This window comes from Nocardioides sp. AE5 (assembly GCF_031844485.1).
GTDB lineage: Bacteria > Actinomycetota > Actinomycetes > Propionibacteriales > Nocardioidaceae > Nocardioides.
Map to the genome: position 1 here is coordinate 14,841 of NZ_JAUZVI010000013.1, position 15,982 is coordinate 30,822.

A 15,982-nucleotide genomic window follows, 5' to 3' on the forward strand; every position below is an offset into this window, starting at 1 on the left:
GACTACTCCCTTTCGATCCCAAAGGCTACAGCATCCCGGGACTTCTGGGCGTGTCGCGCCCGCCAGCGCCGATGTTTCCGCCTAGTTTCGAGCCGTACGCACACATCCCTGACCAGAAATGGTGGAGAAATTGAACAAGCGTGAACTGGTGGACGCGATCGCCGAGCAGACCGGCGGCACTCGCAAGGACGCCGAAGCAGCCCTGACCGCAGTGATCAACAGCATCAGCGACGCCGTCGCCGAGGGCGACCGCGTGCAGATCCCCGGTTTCGGAACCTTCGAGAAGCGTGAGCGTGCTGCCCGCGAGGCGCGCAACCCGCAGACCGGTGAGACCATCAAGATCAAGAAGACCAACGTCCCGGCGTTCAAGGCCGGCAGTGGCTTCAAGACCTACGTGGCTGCCTCCAAGAAGGACCAGGCCGCCATCCGCAAGGCCCGCGGCTGACCCCAGCCCGACTGGACCCCGCTCCCCCGGCAACGGGGGTGGCGGGGTCCGTGCCATTTCGGTCAGCGACGCCCGTCCCGGTTGCCGAAGATGGCCAGCAAGAGGGCCAGCCCGAGGCCGGCCACGATGGCGCCGAGATAGGTCCACGCCGTGCTGTCGGTGAACGGCCCCTCCCCGGCGTACCCCAGTGCCTGGCCCCAGACCACGAAGCCGCCCACCAGCATCACGATGGCCAGGGCACATCCGGCCAGCTTTGCCCTGGTCATGGCTGCAACATCACCTTCACTGCACGTCGCTCATCCATCGCGCGGTAGCCCTCGGCCACCTCGGACATCGGCAGCACCCGGTCGAAGACACGGCCCGGGTTGATCTCGCCGGCCACCACGGAGGCGAGCAGGTCCGGAATGTAGGCGCGGACCGGCGCCATGCCGCCGCGGAGGCCGATGTTGCGCTGGAACATCTTCGAGACCGGCAGTTCCACCCCGTGCGGCACTCCGACGAACCCCACGCCGCCGCCCGGACGGCACACCTTGAGCGCGGTCTTCATGGCCTGGTCGGTGCCGACACATTCCAGCACCGCATCGGCGCCCACGCCATCGGTGAGGTCGAGGATGCGGGCAGCACCCTCCTTGCCCCGCTCGGCTACCACGTCGGTGGCGCCGAAGTCGCGTGCGATCGCCTGGCGCGAGGCGTGGCGCGACATCACGATCACCCGCTCGGCGCCCATCCGGGACGCAGCCAGCACGGCGCAGAGGCCGACCGCTCCGTCACCCACCACGACGGCGGTGCCCCCGGGGCGTACGCCGGCAGCAACCGCGGCGTGCCAGCCGGTGGGCATCACGTCAGAGAGGGCCAGCAGCGACGGGAGCAGGGCAGGATCGGGGTCCGCCTCGACCCGGACCAGGCTCCCCTCGGCCTGCTGGACCAGCGCGTGTTCCCCCTGTCCGCTGGTGGTGAAGCCGAGGTTCACGCATGCCGAGGTGACGCCGTAGCGGCAGTGCGGGCAGGTGTTGTCGCTGTGGCAGAACGGCACGATCACCAGGTCTCCGGCACGGAAGGAACGGACCTCGGCTCCGACTTCCTCCACCACCCCGACGCACTCGTGGCCGATCGTGTTCCCTGCCACGATGGGGTTCTCCCCGCGATAGGGCCACAGGTCGGAGCCGCAGATACAGCCGGCGACCACCTTCACGATCGCCTGGTGGGCCGCGTCGATTGTCGGATCAGGGACGTCGCTCCACCGGATGTCCCCGGCGGCGTGGATGGTGGCTGCGTGCATGGGATGATCCTTGCAGACAGCGCGCCCCCTTGGGCGTATCTCATATCTGAGATACATTCTCGGTCATGACTCAGGACTACCTCGGCCGCATCGGCAACCTCATCCGTGACGCCCGCAAGCACCGCGGCCTCACCCAGCAGCAGTTGGCCGACCTGCTCAACACCAGCCAGTCCGCGGTCAACCGGATCGAGCGTGGCCACCAGAACCTCTCCCTGGAGATGCTGGCCCGGATCGGCTCGGCCCTCGACTCCGAGATCGTGGCGCTCGGCGCCGGCGGACCGACCCACCTGCGGGTCACCGGCCCGACGACGCTCTCGGGCACGATCGACGTGAAGTCATCCAAGAACGCCGGCGTCGCCCTGCTCTGCGCCTCCCTGCTCAACAAGGGACGTACGACGCTGCGCAAGGTGGCGCGCATCGAGGAGGTCAACCGCCTGCTCGAGGTGCTCGACAGCCTCGGCGTGCAGACCCGCTGGCTCAACGACACCAACGACCTGGAGATCATCCCGCCCGCCCAGCTGGACCTCGCCTCCATCGACGAGGAGGCAGCACGGCGTACCCGGTCCATCATCATGTTCCTCGGCCCGTTGCTGCACCGCGAGGAGACCTTCGACCTGCCCTATGCGGGCGGATGCAACCTGGGTGATCGCACCGTGCAACCGCACATGGTGGCGCTGCGCCCCTTCGGCCTGGACGTGAAGGCGACCGAGGGCAGTTACCACGCCACAGTCGACCGCACCGTGGAGCCGACCCGCGCCATCGTGCTCACCGAGCGCGGCGACACCGTCACCGAGAACGCACTGATGGCCGCGGCGCTGCACCCCGGCACCACGGTGATCCGCAACGCCTCATCGAACTACATGGTCCAGGACCTCTGCTTCTTCCTGCAGCGCCTCGGCGTACGCATCGACGGCATCGGCACCACGACGCTCACCGTGACCGGCGCGGAGGAGATCGACGTCGACGTCGACTACGCACCCAGCGAGGACCCGATCGAGGCGATGTCGCTGCTGGCCGCCGCGATCGTGACCAACTCCGAGATCACCATCCGGCGGGTGCCGATCGAGTTCATGGAGATCGAATTGGCCACCCTGGAGGAGATGGGCTTCAACTACACCCTCTCCCCCGAGTACGTCGCCGAGAACGGGCACACCCGGCTGGTCGACATCACCACGCTCCAGTCCACCCTGCGTGCACCGCACGACAAGATCCACCCGATGCCCTTCCCCGGCCTCAACATCGACAACCTGCCGTTCTTCGCCGTCATCGCAGCCGTCGCGGAGGGGCAGACCCTGCTGCACGACTGGGTCTACGAGAACCGTGCGATCTACCTGACCGAGCTGACCAAGCTCGGCGCCCAGGTGAAGCTGCTCGACCCGCACCGGGTGCTCGTCGAGGGGCCGACCCGGTGGTCGGGCACGGAGATCGTCTGCCCGCCGGCACTGCGCCCGGCGGTGGTCATCCTGCTGGCCATGCTCGCCTCGAAGGGCACCTCGGTGCTGCGTTCGACGTACGTGATCCACCGTGGCTACGAAGACCTCGCCGAACGGCTGAACACGCTGGGCGCCTCCATCGAGACCTTCCGCGACATCTGAGGCCACGAACGCTCACTCGTTGCGCCTCGAAAGCTCAATCGTTGCGGTGGTGACGTCAACGATTGAGCTTTCGCGCATCAATCATTGAGCGTTCGTGGGTCTGAAGGGGTGGTCAGTTGAAGAGAGTGGCCACCCAGGCCGGGTCCCGCGGGGTCGAGGGCGGCGGAGAGGTCATGTCGGCCGTGATCCGCGGCAACGGGGCCGTGTGGTGGCTGCTCCCGCTGGTGTGCCAGGCGTTCTCGGCGTCGATGAACTCACCGAGGTCGGCCCGGGAGAGGAAGACGCCATGCCCGTCGGGGCACTGGTTCACGGTGGCGCGGCCACGACGCTGGGCGAGCATCTCGGTGCCGCACCGGGGACAGTTCAACGATTCCTCCATGCAACGAGGTTACTCCTCCGACCCGGGCGATACCTGAGTATCCGGACGGATGTCGCGCGGCGGTTCCTGCCCCATGATCGGGGCATGGACGTGTTGAATGAGGGTGTGACCAGACGGCGCACCGGTTTCCGCTACCTCGACGACATGGGTGTGGTGACCCCGTTCGCCCACCGCGGTGGTGCCGACCATCCCGCGATCGAGGGCCTGGAGAACACCGTCGTCGCCTTCGCCCACGCCGTCTCCCTGGGCTACCGCTACCTGGAGACCGACGTCCACGTCACCAGCGACGGCGTACTGCTGGCGTTCCACGACACCGTCCTGGACCGGGTCACCGACCGGAGCGGCGCGATCGCCTCCCTGCCATACGCCGAGGTGCAACGTGCGCTCATCGGTGGCCGGGAGCGGGTGCCCACGCTGGCCGCCCTCTTCGACGCGTTCCCCGATGCGCGGTTCAACATCGACATCAAGTCACCTGCCGCGGTGCGTCCGCTGGCCGACTTCATCGCCGAGCGCGAGGTCGCGGACCGGGTCCTGGTCGGCTCGTTCTCCCGGAGCAGCCTGCGCGCGTTCCGCCGCCTCACCGCCGGCAAGGTCGCCACGTCCGCGCACCCGGCCGAGGTGGCGATCTGGGTCCTCTCCCCCAGCGGCGCACTCGCCAGGCAGCTGACCGCAGACGTGAGCGCCCTGCAGATCCCCCACCGTCGCCACGGGATCCGCGTGACGAGCCGGTGGCTGGTTCGCAAGGCTCACTCCCAGGGCGTGCACGTGCACGTGTGGACCATCGATGACCCGGTGGAGATGAACGACCTCATCGACCTGGGTGTCGATGCCCTGATGACCGATCGGACCGACGTACTCAAGGACGTGCTCATCGCACGCGGGCTCTGGGAGGAACCGGCATGACTGGAGGAACTGGGCACACGGCAGGCGACGCCTCGCCCCGGGAGCGGACCCGCTTCGGCTGGCCCGTCTATGCATGGGGGCTGTGGGACTGGGGTTCGGCCGCGTTCAACGCGGTGATCACGACCTTCGTCTTCAGTGTCTACATCACCTCGGACTCGTTCGGCCCCGGCGCCAGCAGCAAGCTCGGCTGGGCCCTGGCCACCGCGGGCGTGCTGATCGCGGTCTGTGCGCCGATCACCGGCCAGCGCTCGGACCGGTCGGGACGGCGTACGTTCTGGCTGATGGTGAACACCGGCCTGGTGGTCCTCTCCGCCGTCGGCATGTTCTTCGTCAAGCCGTCCCCGGACTACCTGTGGCTCGGCCTGGTGCTGCTGGCGGCCGGCAACATCTTCTTCGAGTTCGCCTCGGTCAACTACAACGCGATGCTCAACGAGATCTCCACGCCCAGCACGGTCGGCCGCGTCTCCGGCCTGGGCTGGGGACTGGGCTACATCGGCGGGATCGTGCTGCTGCTGATCGTCTACTTCGGGCTGATCAACCCCGAGGTCGGCCTCTTCGGCATCACCGACAAGGACGCCCTCGACGTCCGGGTCACCATGCTGATCTGCGCCGGGTGGACGTTGCTCTTCTCGCTGCCACTCTTCCTGACCTTGCGTGACAACAAGCTCAATCGCGGCGCCAAGGGGCCCAAGGTCGGCGTCATCGAGTCCTACCGCCAGCTCTTCGCGACGATCCGCGGGCTGTGGAACGAGGACCGCAACACCGCCTATTTCCTGCTGGCTTCGGCGGTTTTCCGGGACGGACTCGCCGGCGTCTTCACCTTCGGTGGGGTGCTCGCGGCCGGGACGTTCGGCTTCTCCGAGGGAGACGTGATCATCTTCGGCGTGGCCGCCAACGTGGTCGCCGGCATCGCCACCATCGCCTTCGGGGCCCTCGACGACAAGCTGGGACCCAAGCGGGTGATCGTCCTCTCCCTGAGCTGCATGATGGTCGCCGGTGCGTGCGTCTTCATCTTCCACGAGGGCGGGACCACGATGTTCTGGGTCTTCGGCCTGATCCTGTGCATCTTCGTCGGCCCGGCGCAGTCCGCCTCTCGCACGTTCCTGGCCCGGCTGATCCCCGAGGGCGAGGAGGGCGAGGTCTTCGGGCTCTACGCCACCACCGGTCGCGCGGTGAGCTTCATGGCGCCGGCGGCGTGGTCCAGCGCGATCCTGCTCGGTGCGGCCATCACCGGGGTCGCCGACAACGACGACGCGCAACACTGGGGCATCCTGGGCATCCTGCTCGTCATCGGCACCGGCTTGCTCCTGCTGCTGCCGGTGCGCAGCGGCGTACGCTCCGACTCCGCGCTGGTCACCCAGGCCCCTCCGCAGGACCGGGTGTGATCGGACACATCTGATTCCTTACCGGAATCTTGCGCGACCCACTACCGTTGAGGGATGTGACGACCGACATGGGTCGTCCACGTCATGGGAGGGCGGCTGGCCCGTCCCATCCAGGACAGTGGCCCAAGGACTGGCCGACAACTAGCAATGGAGGTGGCTCTGATGGCAGAGCGCACACTGCGTGGAGCACGGCTCGGTGGCCAGAGCTTCGAGGACGAGCGCGGGATCGAGTTCGCAGCTCGCCAGCAGGTTGGTTACGCCTGCCCGCAGGGACACGAGTTCACCGTGCCGATGTCCGTCGAGGCGGACATCCCGGCGAACTGGGAGTGCCCGAAGTGCGGTGCCGTCGCGTTGAACGTCGACGGCATCCTCCCGGAGGAGAAGGCGGAGAAGCCGGCCCGCACGCACTGGGACATGCTCCTCGAGCGTCGTTCCATCCCTGAGCTCGAGGACATCCTCACCGAGCGGCTCGAGCTGCTCCGTGGTGGGGAGATCGGTCCCGCCCACTTGCACCGCGCCAAGGGGAAGCGGAAGACGAAGGTCTGAGCCTCACTCATCAATGACTTCGCCCTCGACCACCGGGCCATCGCCCGGAGGTCGAGGGCGATCGTCATTTTCCGCGTCGAACGGCAACGAGGTGACCATCCGGGCGGTGACGAACGCGGTCAGGCCGCGGCGGGCCAGCGGGCGGGTGAAGGGCAGGATCAGCAGCAGCCCGACGACGTCGAGCACGAACCCGGGCGCGAGCATCAGGATGCCGCCGACCAGGACGAGGATGCCGTCGGCAACCTCCCTGGCCGGCATCCGGCCCGAGGAGACGGCGCGGTTGAACGTCCGGAACGTCCTGGCGCCCTCGTGCTTGATCAACCAGCCGCCCAGGAGGCCGCCGGCGATCAGCAGCAGGATCGTCCACCCGACACCGATCCCCTGGCCGACCTTGATCAGCACGTAGAGCTCGAGCAGCGGGATCCCGAAGACGGCCAGGACGACGAGCCACAGCGGGATCCGGCGACGGCGGGTCATCGGCGTGCGGTCGCCTTGCGGATCCGGCTCCAGCGCTCACGCAGGCCCCACTGGGTGACCATCTTGAGCGACTCGCTGGCCACGGCGCCGCTCATCTTGGAGTCACCACGCTCGCGCTCGATGAACTCGATCGGCACCTCGGCAACGCGCAAACCGGCCCGCAGGGTGCGCCACGCCATGTCCGTCTGGAAGATGTAGCCGGCCGACTCGACCGAGTCGATGTCGATCGCCTCCAGGGTGCTCCGGCGGAAGACCCGGTAGCCAGCCGTGGCGTCCTTGATCCGGACCCCGAGCAGCATCCGCACATAGAGGTTGCCGCCGCGGGAGAGGAACTCGCGCGACTTCGGCCAGTTCACCACCGACCCCCCGGGCACCCAGCGCGAGCCGATGACCAGGTCGGCGGTGCGCAGCCGGTCCAGCAGGCGGTGCAGTTGCTCGGGCTGGTGCGACCCGTCGGCATCCATCTCGCCGATCACGTCGTACCCCATGTCCAGGGCGACCCGGAAGCCATGCAGGTACGCCGCGCCCAGGCCGGCCTTCTCGGTGCGGTGCAGCACGTGGACCTGGTCGTCGGCAGCGGCCAACCGGTCGGCGATCTCGCCGGTGCCGTCGGGCGAATTGTCGTCCAGGACCAGCACGTCGACCCCGGGCTGGGCGGAGCGCAGGCGCCCCACGATCCACTCCAGGTTCAGTGCCTCGTTGTAGGTCGGGATGACCATCACCACGCGGCCGAGTCCCTCGTACGTCACGTGCTCTCCCCATCGGTTCGTTGTGTGCCGGCCCGACGATACGTGAGGAATCCAATGAGCGTCGCAACCACACCGCCCATCGTGGCCAGGCGACCCAGCCACGGCCCGATCACCATCGCTGGCGGCGTACCGCGGACGATCCCCACCTCCTGGTTGAGTACGTCGCGGGTGCGTGGGGTGATCTCGCTGATCACCTCGCCGTCCGGGCCGATCACGCCGCTGCGTCCGTTGATCGCGGCCACCACGACGGTGCGGCCCGTCTCCAGGGCACGGACCCGGCTGATCGCCCACTGCTGATCGATCTGGCCGGTGTGGATGAACATCGCGTTCGAGGTCTGGACCATCATCAGACCGGCACCGTTGCGCACCTGCGCGGTCACCGTGTCGTCGTAGGCGACGTCGAAGCAGATCACGTCCGCCACCTCGAGGTCACCGATCCGCAACGGAGCGGTCCGGGTGCCGGCGAGCATGTCACGCGGCACCAGCGCCAGGCGACCGAAGTTGCGCTCGCCGAAGGCGGCGCGGAACGGGATGTACTCACCGAAGGGCACCGGGTGGTGCTTGGTGTACCGGTCCCCTGCCCCGGTCCCGGGATGCCAGACGATGCCCTGGTTGAGCACGTGCGCGGGGTCGTCCGCGTCGACGATCCCGCCGACCACGACCGGGGCGGCCAGCAGTTCGGTGATCTCGGCGAGGTTCGTGCTGATGCTCGGGTCGCGGAACGGATCGACAGCGGTGGCGTTCTCGGGCCAGAGGACGAAGTCGGGTTGCGGCACCGCCCCGGAACGTATGTCGTTGGCCAGGTCGCGGGTCAGGTCGATGTGGGACCGGGTGATCTCGCGATGGTGGGCCAGCACGTCGTCGCCGGTGCCGGGCACGTCACCCTGGACGATGGCCACACGTGCCGTTCCGGTCTGCTCGGTGAAGAGGCCACTGGGCAGGAGCACCGGGAGGACGACGAGCGCCAGGATCCCACCGCCCACGGCGGCCGCCGGGCGGGTGTGCTGCCGGGCGTGGAGCACCAGCCAGACCAGGCCAGCGCTCGTGGTGGCGATGACCAGCCCCACCCCGTTGGTGCCCAGCCAGGGCAGCCACCCCTGCAGGGGGGTGTCGATCGAGGCGAAGCCGACCCGGCCCCAGGTCAGTCCGCCCATCGGCCAGGCGCCCCGGATGGCCTCCACCCCGACCCACACCACGCCGGTCCACAGTGGCCAGGCAGGCAGGCGGGAGACCAGGGCGGCCCCGATCCCGAAGAGCACGAAGTAGAGCGACTCGAAGGCGGAGAGCGCCAGCCACGCGTCGGTGCCGATCACCCGGAGCCAGCCGAGCAGGGTGACCATGAATCCCAGGCCGAAGGCCAGGCCGAGCAGCGCTGCGTGTCGGATCCGCGCCTGGTGGAGGGTCCAGAAGAACGCCGCCAGTCCGAGGGGCAGGAGCACGGCCACGGCGACAGGCTCGAAGGCGAGTGCGACGACGATGCCACTGGCCAGGGCGATCAGGGTCCGTTGCACGGCGCCAAGGTTAGCCGCAGCACGTGCGGGGCACCTGCAGGACGCGGGAGGGCCGGGCACCCTTCGGACCAACCCGGAGGCGACTGGCGACCGCCGACGGGAAGTTGTCTAAGGAGCGCAAGGCCCTCCCGCATCCGCCCACGAGAGGCGGTACCGGTCGCCGCGATCCGCCCAGGACTGGTCCGTGGTGCTCGAACAGTCCCGCACGGCCGCCTGGAGGCCGGTCCGCCATCACGATCTGCACAGACGGATTCCGGCACTTTCTCCGAATCCGGCGTGTCTGTCAACCGGCCCCTGACCTGCGTTGATGCGCGTTTGCGCAGGTCAACGCAGCACTCCCGAGGCCCAGTTCCGGCAAGAAAATTCCGGCTCCCCGGCGTGTCCGCTCACGACACGCCGGGAGGTGGCGGGACCACGACCGTTCCGGTGGCCTCGGTGGCCAGCAGTGGCGGATCGAGGAATGCTGCCGCTCCGGGCCGTTCAGGGGTGCTGGCGCCGCGAGCCACGACGTACGCCGTGAAGTGCAGGACCCTGGACCGGTTGCCGGCCGAGACCAGTTCCGCACGGACCTCGACGACGTCGCCGGCCCGGACCGGGGCGCGGAACTGGACGTCGGCGTAGGAGGCGAAGAGCCCCTCGTCGCCGTCGGTGAGGATGCACATCTCGGTGGCCACGTCGCCGAAGGCCGCCAGCGACCAAGCGCCGTCGACGAGATTGCCCGCATAGTGCGCCTTGTCGTGCGCGACATAGCAGCGGTGGGTGACCGTGGTGCCGATGGCCGGGCTCATCAGGCGACTCCGCTCTCCGCGACCGGAGCGGTGGCGGGCACGAGGCGATCCACCAGGAAGCTCGCGACCTCGCCCGGTGTGGTGCCCCGGGTGAAGATGCGGTCCACGCCGAGCGCGGCGGCCGCTGATTCGTCGAAGCGGGGGCCGCCGACGACCAGGAGTGGCCGTTCCTCCTCGGCGAAGGCCTCCCGGAAGGCGGCCGACATCTCCCGGGTGTTGAACAGGTGCGCGTCGCGCTGGGTGACCACCTGGGAGACGAGCACTGCATCGGCACCCTCGGCAACGGCAGCCTCGACCAGGTGGGGCACGGAGACCTGTGCGCCGAGGTTGACCACCTTGACCTCGCGGTAGTACTCCAGTCCCTTCTCCCCCGCGAACCCCTTGATGTTCAGGATGGCGTCGATGCCGACCGTGTGCGCATCGGTGCCGATGCACCCACCGACCACCACCAGTCGCCGCTGCAGCCCGGACCTGATCCGGGCATTCGCCTGGGCCGGGGTGAGCAGCGGATAGTCACGCTCGACCACCTCGACCTTGGCGGTGTCGACCAGGTGGTTGGCCCGGCCGTAGACGACGAAGAAGGTGAATCCCTCCCCCATCGGCTTCGCGTGGGCCACCAGCGCAGGGTCGATCCCCATCTTTTTGGCCAGTTGCACCGCGGCGCCCTCGGCGACCTTGTCGTGCGCCAGGGGCAGGGTGAAGCTGATCTGGACCATCCCGTCGCCGGTGGTGTCCCCATAGGGTCGCACGATCGTCATGGCGCCTCCGCTCCCCCGGCCTCCAGCAGGTCGCCGGCCGGGTTGAAGTATCCGTCCTGCTTCTCCTCGACGCCGTCGCGTCCTCGTCCGCCGTCCGGCGGTCGCTTCATCAGCCCGAACGTGCCGTCGGCGATGGCGTCCAGCAGGCCGCCGCCCCCGGCGTCGATCCGCTCCAGCAACTGCACGGCCTCCTCCAGCACGGCACCCGCCCGTCGGGCGATGAAGCCGTCCGGGCCCGGGGCGAAGTCCTCGGCCAGGTTGCCGGCTGCGTTCAGCACGTAGCGCACGTTCTGAAGGGCCAGGTCGCGGTCCGAGAGCCACGGGGTCACCACCGCCTCGGTCATCATCCCGACCAGCAGGATCCCCTGCCCGGTCAGCGCCCCGGCCAGGTTGAAGAACCCATCGAGCAGGTAGCCGCGGAACACGTCACCGGTCATGTGCCGGGTCGGCGGCATCCACTTCAACGGGGCCTCGGGGAAGAGCGCCCGGGCGAGCAGGGCATGGGCCAGTTCGAGCCGGAAGCTCTCCGGGAGGTCCGGGTCGATCTCGAAGGCGTGGCCCAGGCCCAGTTGCCAGTCGGCCAGGCCCGCTTCGTGGGCGAAGAACTCGTTGAGCAACTGGCTGGTGGTGACGGTGTGCGCCGCCTCGACGGCGTCGGCCGTGGTCAGGTAGTTGTCCTCGCCGGTGTTGATGATGATGCCGGCCCGGGCGTGCACCTGGCGGCTGAACCGCTGGTCGACGAAGGTGCGGACCGGGTTGATGTCGCGGAAGAGGATGCCGTACATCGAATCGTTGAGCATCATGTCGAGCCGCTCGAGCCCGGCCAGCGCAGCGATCTCGGGCATGCAGAGACCGCTGGCATAGTTGGTGAGGCGGACGTAACGTCCCAGTTCCCGGCTCGTCTCGTCGAGTGCCGCCCGCATCAGCCGGAAGTTCTCCTGGGTGGCATAGGTGCCGGCGTACCCCTCGCGGGTGGCGCCCTCGGGCACGTAGTCGAGCAGGCTCTGCCCGGTTGAGCGGATCACCGCGATCACGTCGGCACCAGCCCGGGCCGCGGCCCGGGCCTGGCCGATGTCCTCGTAGATGTCGCCGGTGGCGACGATCAGGTAGATCCACGGCTTCGCCGGGGCGTCCCCCACCTCGGCGATGAGGCGATCGCGGGCCGCGCGCTGTGCGTCGATCCGGCGTACGCCGTGGCCCACCGCGCTCGACGCGGCGATGCGGGCGGCATCGGCATCACTGCCCGCCGGGATCCGGAACCGGACGGAGCCGGCGGACGCCTTCTGGGCCAGCGTGTCGAGGTCCTCGGCCTCGCCGCGGACCAGCGCGTCCCAGACCGGGAGGCAGGCGCCGTGTCCCAGGCCCACGTCGGCGCGGACGGAATCCAGGAGCAGGTTGACCCACGGCGTACCGTCGGGATCGGCGCCGCCCAGCCCGGCCAGGCGCAGCGTCGCGCGCTCGACCGAGACCGTGGTGTGGCGGCGGGCCAGGTCGACGATCGGCTGCCCGGCCCGGGCGGCGAGTTCGCGGGCCCGGGCAACGGTGGCGGGGTCGAGGGTGAGGCCGGCCATCAGTGGCGGGCCTCGAAGAGTTCCCGTACGCCGGGATCGGTGCGCAGCAACTCCAGTGCGTACGCCGCGTGGCCCGGGACGTAGCCGTTGCCGATCACCATCGTCACGTCCGCGGCCAGGCCCTCTGCGCCGAGTGCTGCCGCCGCAAAACTGGTGGCCATCGAGAAGAAGATGATCGTGCCACCGGTGGCAGTGGCCAGGATGGCACCGCCCTCGCAGCCGGGCACGTCCACGCAGACCACCGTGACATCGGCCGGTCCGCCTGCCTTCTCCACTCCCTCACGGAGCGCGACCGGGTCGCGGGCGTCGACGACGAGGACCTCGTCGGACAGTGCCGCGGAACGCACCCGTTCGCCCTCGGCGTCGGTGGGGACCACGGCGATGGTGCGGCCGGCACCAGCGCGCCGGGCCGCGGCCAGGCTCAGGGAACCGGACTTGCCTCCCCCGCCGATGACCAGCACGGTGGGCCGCGTGCGCGCCTCGACCATCCGCCGGGTCAGCGCCGGGGCGCCGCACACGTCCATCACTGCGTGCGCGAGGTCGTCGTCCAGGTCGTCGGGCAGCGCGGCTGCGATGGTGCGCCCGAAGAGGATGGCGTGGCCCTCGCACGGCACCTGTTCGCTGGTCCCGTCCCAGTCGCGCAGGCCGTCGGTGATCACCAGCGGGGTCAGGGTCAGGGAGACCAGGGTGGCGACCCGCTGGCCGACCGTGACCTCGAGCCCTGCCTGCGGGCCGACCTCCTCCACCGTGCCGATCAGCATGCCGCCGGAGCCGGTCTCGGGGTTCTGCATCTTCCCGCGCTCCGCGATGATCGCGAGCACCTCCGAGCGAAGGGCTGCGCCGTCGCCGCCATGGCGGGCCTGCAGGTGGCGGAAGGACGCCGCATCGAGGTTGAGCCGCTCAACGCGGATCCGGACCTCGTCGGGCCACAGGTCGGCCCGGGTGTCCAGGCGCTGGGCTGCCTGCGGCAGCACGACGGGGCGGTCGAGGACCCGGTGCAGGCCGTTGGGATCGGCCTCGGTGGCGATCATGGCGGCTCCTTGGAGGCTGGCAACGCCCTAGACGGGAAGAGTTGCGGCGAGTGGATTGATCTGCGAAAGATCTTCCCTCTACTCTGGCAGATGAGGCGTACGTCACACAACCGACGCGCCCGACCCGCGACGTACCCCGTCAGGAGCCCGTGATGACCATCCAGCCGCCCCTCGCCCACCCGGGCACCGTCACCCTCGCCCAGCCCTATGCGTATCGCCGGGTCGAACTCGTCGAGCCGGACTGGACCCGCTTCCCGGGCTGGAAGGACGTGACCCGCGACGAGTGGGAGTCCGTGCAGTGGCAGCGTGCCCACTGCGTGAAGAACTCCACCCAATTGCGGGCGCTGCTCGGCGACCTGGTCAGCGAGTCCTTCTTCGCCGACCTCGAACGTGACCAGGCCGAGCGGGCCACGATGTCGATGCTGGTGCCGCCGCAGATGATGAACACGATCGCGCCGTACGTCGAACCGGCCGGGCCCGGGTCGCTGACCGATGCCTTCCGGGCGGACCCCATCCGCCGCTACATGATCCCGGTCTTCTCCGACCGCCGCATCGACTGGCCCTCGCACCCGTACGCCACCCGCGACTCGCTCCACGAGCACGACATGTGGGTGGCCGAGGGGCTGACCCACCGCTATCCGACCAAGGTGCTGGCCGAGCTCCTGCCGACCTGCCCGCAGTACTGCGGCCACTGCACCCGGATGGACCTGGTCGGCAACTCCACGCCGTCGGTGACGAAGCTCAAGCTGACCGGCAAGCCGGTGGACCGCCATGACGCGATGCTCGACTACCTGGCCCGTACGCCGAGCGTCCGCGACGTCGTCGTCTCCGGAGGCGACGTGGCGAACATGCCGTGGCCGCGACTGGAGTCGTTCCTCGTCCGCCTGCTCGAGGTCGAGAACGTCCGCGACGTCCGGCTGGCCACCAAGGCACTGATGGGAATGCCGCAGCACTGGCTGGCCGATGACGTCCGTGCCGGCATGGAGCGGGTCGCCGACCTTGCCCGGCACCGCGGCGTCTCCCTGGCCATCCACACCCACGTCAACCACGCCAACTCCGTCACGCCGCTGGTCGCCCGAGCGGCGGCGGCGATGCTCGAGACCGGGATCCGCGACGTACGCAACCAGGGCGTCCTGCTCGACGGCGTCAACGCGGACGCCCACACCCTGCTGGACCTGAGCTTCACCCTGCTCGACGGCGCCCGGATCATGCCGTACTACCTCTACATGTGCGACATGATCCCGTTCGCTGAGCACTGGCGGGTCTCGGTCGCGCATGCGCAGGACCTGCAGCACCACATCATGGGCTACCTGCCCGGCTTCGCCACGCCGCGCATCGTCTGCGACGTCCCCTTCGTCGGCAAGCGCTGGGTGCACCAGGTGACCACCTATGACCGGGTCCGCGGCATCTCCGGGTGGACGAAGAACTACCGCACCTCGATCGAGGCAACCGACCCCGAGGCGCTGACCCGGACCTACGACTACTTCGACCCGATCCACACCCTGCCCGAAGAGGGCCAGGCGTGGTGGGCAGAGCAGGCTGCCGCGGAACGCCGGAACAACTTCCGCGTGCAGGAGCGATGACTCCGCGCCCTCCCACCGGTCAGCACCACCAAGCAACCGATGAGAGGACGCACCATGCAGCGGATCGTGACCAACCTGTGGTTCGACGGCAACGCCGAGGAGGCAGCCAACCACTACATCAAGGCCCTGGGCGAGGGCCGGATCACCAACACCCTTGCCCGGTCAACCCGGACCCGAGGGCGAGACGATGCTGGTCGGGTTCGAACTGCTCGGCCAGCAGTACGTCGCCATCAACGGCGGAGCAGACTTCTCCTTCACCGAGGCGATCTCGCTGAAGGTCAGGTGTGCTGACCAGGCCGAGATCGACCGGGTCTGGGCCGGGCTGGTCGAGGGAGGCACCGAACTGCCGTGCGGCTGGCTCAAGGACAAGTACGGCCTGGCCTGGCAGGTCAGCCCAGCAGGCTTCCACCAATGGCCCCAGGGCGACCCCGAGGCGGTGCAACGGTTCATGGCCAGGATGCTCGCCACCCACGGCAAGTTCGACATTGCCGAACTCCAGGCGGCGTACGACGGGACCGCCTGAGGCTCAGGTCACCGGCCGGTTCTCGTACGGCGTGGAGAGCACCACCGTGGTCCGGGTCGACACGTTCGCCGCGGCCCGGATCCGGGCGAGCAGGTCCTCCAGGTCGGCCGGCGTAGCGACGCGCACCTTGAGGATGTACGACTCATCCCCGGCCACCGACCAGCACGACTCGACCTGGTCCAGCGGGGCCAGCCGGTCCGGGTAGTCGTCGGGAGCGGAGTTGTCGATCGGCTTGATCGAGACGAACGCCGTCAACGGCAGGCCGGTCTGCTCGTGGTCGATGGTGGCGCCGTACCCCTTGATCAGCCCACGCTGCTCGAGCCGCTTGACCCGCTGGTGGACTGCCGAGGTGGAGAGGCCCGTCGCCTTGCCCAGGTCGGTGTAGGACATCCGGCCATCGGCGGCAAGCAGGGTGAGGATCTGGCGGTCAGTCTCTTCCACGCCCGCAGCCTAGCGAAC

17 protein-coding genes and 1 pseudogene are annotated in these 15,982 nt (G+C 69.1%); 7 read left to right on the plus strand and 11 right to left on the minus strand.

What is annotated here, in order from left to right:
- The first annotated feature begins 130 nt into the window (after positions 1–130).
- A complete protein-coding gene (locus Q9R27_RS16390) occupies positions 131–445 on the plus strand; it encodes an HU family DNA-binding protein (protein ID WP_311253477.1) in 315 nt (104 codons plus the stop codon).
- A 62-nt stretch (positions 446–507) separates the two neighbouring features.
- Here Q9R27_RS16390 and Q9R27_RS16395 read toward each other — a convergent pair whose 3' ends face one another.
- Together Q9R27_RS16395 and Q9R27_RS16400 are read right to left on the minus strand one after the other, a co-directional pair.
- A complete protein-coding gene (locus Q9R27_RS16395) occupies positions 508–711 on the minus strand; it encodes a hypothetical protein (RefSeq protein ID WP_311253478.1) in 204 nt (67 codons plus the stop codon).
- Positions 708–1,724, minus strand: a complete 1,017-nt coding sequence (locus Q9R27_RS16400) for a zinc-binding dehydrogenase (RefSeq protein WP_311253479.1) — start codon at positions 1,722–1,724, stop codon at positions 708–710. Before Q9R27_RS16400 ends, Q9R27_RS16395 begins: the two co-directional genes overlap by 4 nt.
- Before the next feature lie 65 nt (positions 1,725–1,789).
- Between Q9R27_RS16400 and Q9R27_RS16405 the strand changes: the two genes are divergently transcribed.
- Positions 1,790–3,319, plus strand: a complete 1,530-nt coding sequence (locus Q9R27_RS16405) for a UDP-N-acetylglucosamine 1-carboxyvinyltransferase (protein ID WP_311253480.1) — start codon at positions 1,790–1,792, stop codon at positions 3,317–3,319.
- 112 nt (positions 3,320–3,431) lie between these two features.
- Here Q9R27_RS16405 and Q9R27_RS16410 read toward each other — a convergent pair whose 3' ends face one another.
- Complete coding sequence (locus Q9R27_RS16410) at positions 3,432–3,698, minus strand: zf-TFIIB domain-containing protein (RefSeq protein WP_311253481.1); 267 nt, start codon at positions 3,696–3,698, stop codon at positions 3,432–3,434.
- A gap of 84 nt (positions 3,699–3,782) precedes the next feature.
- Between Q9R27_RS16410 and Q9R27_RS16415 the strand changes: the two genes are divergently transcribed.
- The 3 genes from Q9R27_RS16415 to Q9R27_RS16425 all read left to right on the plus strand — a co-directional run bounded on the left by Q9R27_RS16415 (position 3,783) and on the right by Q9R27_RS16425 (position 6,532).
- Entirely contained in the window at positions 3,783–4,601 is an 819-nt protein-coding gene (locus Q9R27_RS16415) for a glycerophosphodiester phosphodiesterase (RefSeq protein WP_311253482.1), read from the plus strand.
- The gene (locus tag Q9R27_RS16420) at positions 4,598–5,986 is read left to right on the plus strand and encodes an MFS transporter (RefSeq protein ID WP_311253483.1); all 1,389 of its coding nucleotides are present in this window, start codon (positions 4,598–4,600) and stop codon (positions 5,984–5,986) included. Before Q9R27_RS16415 ends, Q9R27_RS16420 begins: the two co-directional genes overlap by 4 nt.
- Before the next feature lie 162 nt (positions 5,987–6,148).
- Positions 6,149–6,532 carry an RNA polymerase-binding protein RbpA gene (locus Q9R27_RS16425; protein ID WP_311253484.1) on the plus strand — a complete coding sequence of 128 codons (384 nt, stop codon included), beginning with the start codon at positions 6,149–6,151 and terminating at the stop codon, positions 6,530–6,532.
- 3 nt (positions 6,533–6,535) lie between these two features.
- Here the strand turns inward: Q9R27_RS16425 and Q9R27_RS16430 are convergent, their stop codons facing one another.
- From Q9R27_RS16430 to Q9R27_RS16460, 7 genes are all read right to left on the minus strand, one after another.
- The gene (locus Q9R27_RS16430) at positions 6,536–7,009 is read right to left on the minus strand and encodes an FxsA family protein (protein WP_311253485.1); all 474 of its coding nucleotides are present in this window, start codon (positions 7,007–7,009) and stop codon (positions 6,536–6,538) included.
- On the minus strand, positions 7,006–7,728 hold the full coding sequence (locus tag Q9R27_RS16435; RefSeq protein WP_311253596.1) for a polyprenol monophosphomannose synthase: 723 nt from the start codon (positions 7,726–7,728) through the stop codon (positions 7,006–7,008). Before Q9R27_RS16435 ends, Q9R27_RS16430 begins: the two co-directional genes overlap by 4 nt.
- 26 nt (positions 7,729–7,754) lie before the next feature.
- Entirely contained in the window at positions 7,755–9,269 is a 1,515-nt protein-coding gene (lnt, locus tag Q9R27_RS16440) for an apolipoprotein N-acyltransferase (protein ID WP_311253486.1), read from the minus strand.
- A gap of 386 nt (positions 9,270–9,655) precedes the next feature.
- Entirely contained in the window at positions 9,656–10,057 is a 402-nt protein-coding gene (locus Q9R27_RS16445) for a hotdog fold domain-containing protein (protein WP_311253487.1), read from the minus strand.
- Positions 10,057–10,815 carry an OAM dimerization domain-containing protein gene (locus Q9R27_RS16450; protein ID WP_311253488.1) on the minus strand — a complete coding sequence of 253 codons (759 nt, stop codon included), beginning with the start codon at positions 10,813–10,815 and terminating at the stop codon, positions 10,057–10,059. The genes Q9R27_RS16445 and Q9R27_RS16450 overlap by 1 nt, the downstream gene beginning before the upstream one ends.
- The gene (locus tag Q9R27_RS16455) at positions 10,812–12,386 is read right to left on the minus strand and encodes a lysine 5,6-aminomutase subunit alpha TIM-barrel domain-containing protein (RefSeq protein WP_311253489.1); all 1,575 of its coding nucleotides are present in this window, start codon (positions 12,384–12,386) and stop codon (positions 10,812–10,814) included. The genes Q9R27_RS16450 and Q9R27_RS16455 overlap by 4 nt, the downstream gene beginning before the upstream one ends.
- On the minus strand, positions 12,386–13,417 hold the full coding sequence (locus tag Q9R27_RS16460; RefSeq protein ID WP_311253490.1) for an L-erythro-3,5-diaminohexanoate dehydrogenase: 1,032 nt from the start codon (positions 13,415–13,417) through the stop codon (positions 12,386–12,388). Before Q9R27_RS16460 ends, Q9R27_RS16455 begins: the two co-directional genes overlap by 1 nt.
- Positions 13,418–13,569: 152 nt before the next feature.
- On the opposite strand from Q9R27_RS16460, the gene Q9R27_RS16465 reads away from it, so the two are divergent.
- A complete protein-coding gene (locus Q9R27_RS16465; protein WP_311253491.1) occupies positions 13,570–15,000 on the plus strand; it encodes a lysine 2,3-aminomutase in 1,431 nt (476 codons plus the stop codon).
- Between the two features lie 54 nt (positions 15,001–15,054).
- Positions 15,055–15,523 (plus strand): annotated as a pseudogene (locus Q9R27_RS16470) (VOC family protein).
- Between the two features lie 3 nt (positions 15,524–15,526).
- Here the strand turns inward: Q9R27_RS16470 and Q9R27_RS16475 are convergent.
- Positions 15,527–15,964, minus strand: coding sequence for an Lrp/AsnC family transcriptional regulator (locus Q9R27_RS16475; RefSeq protein WP_311253493.1), 438 nt, complete (start codon positions 15,962–15,964; stop codon positions 15,527–15,529).
- Positions 15,965–15,982: the final 18 nt, after the last annotated feature.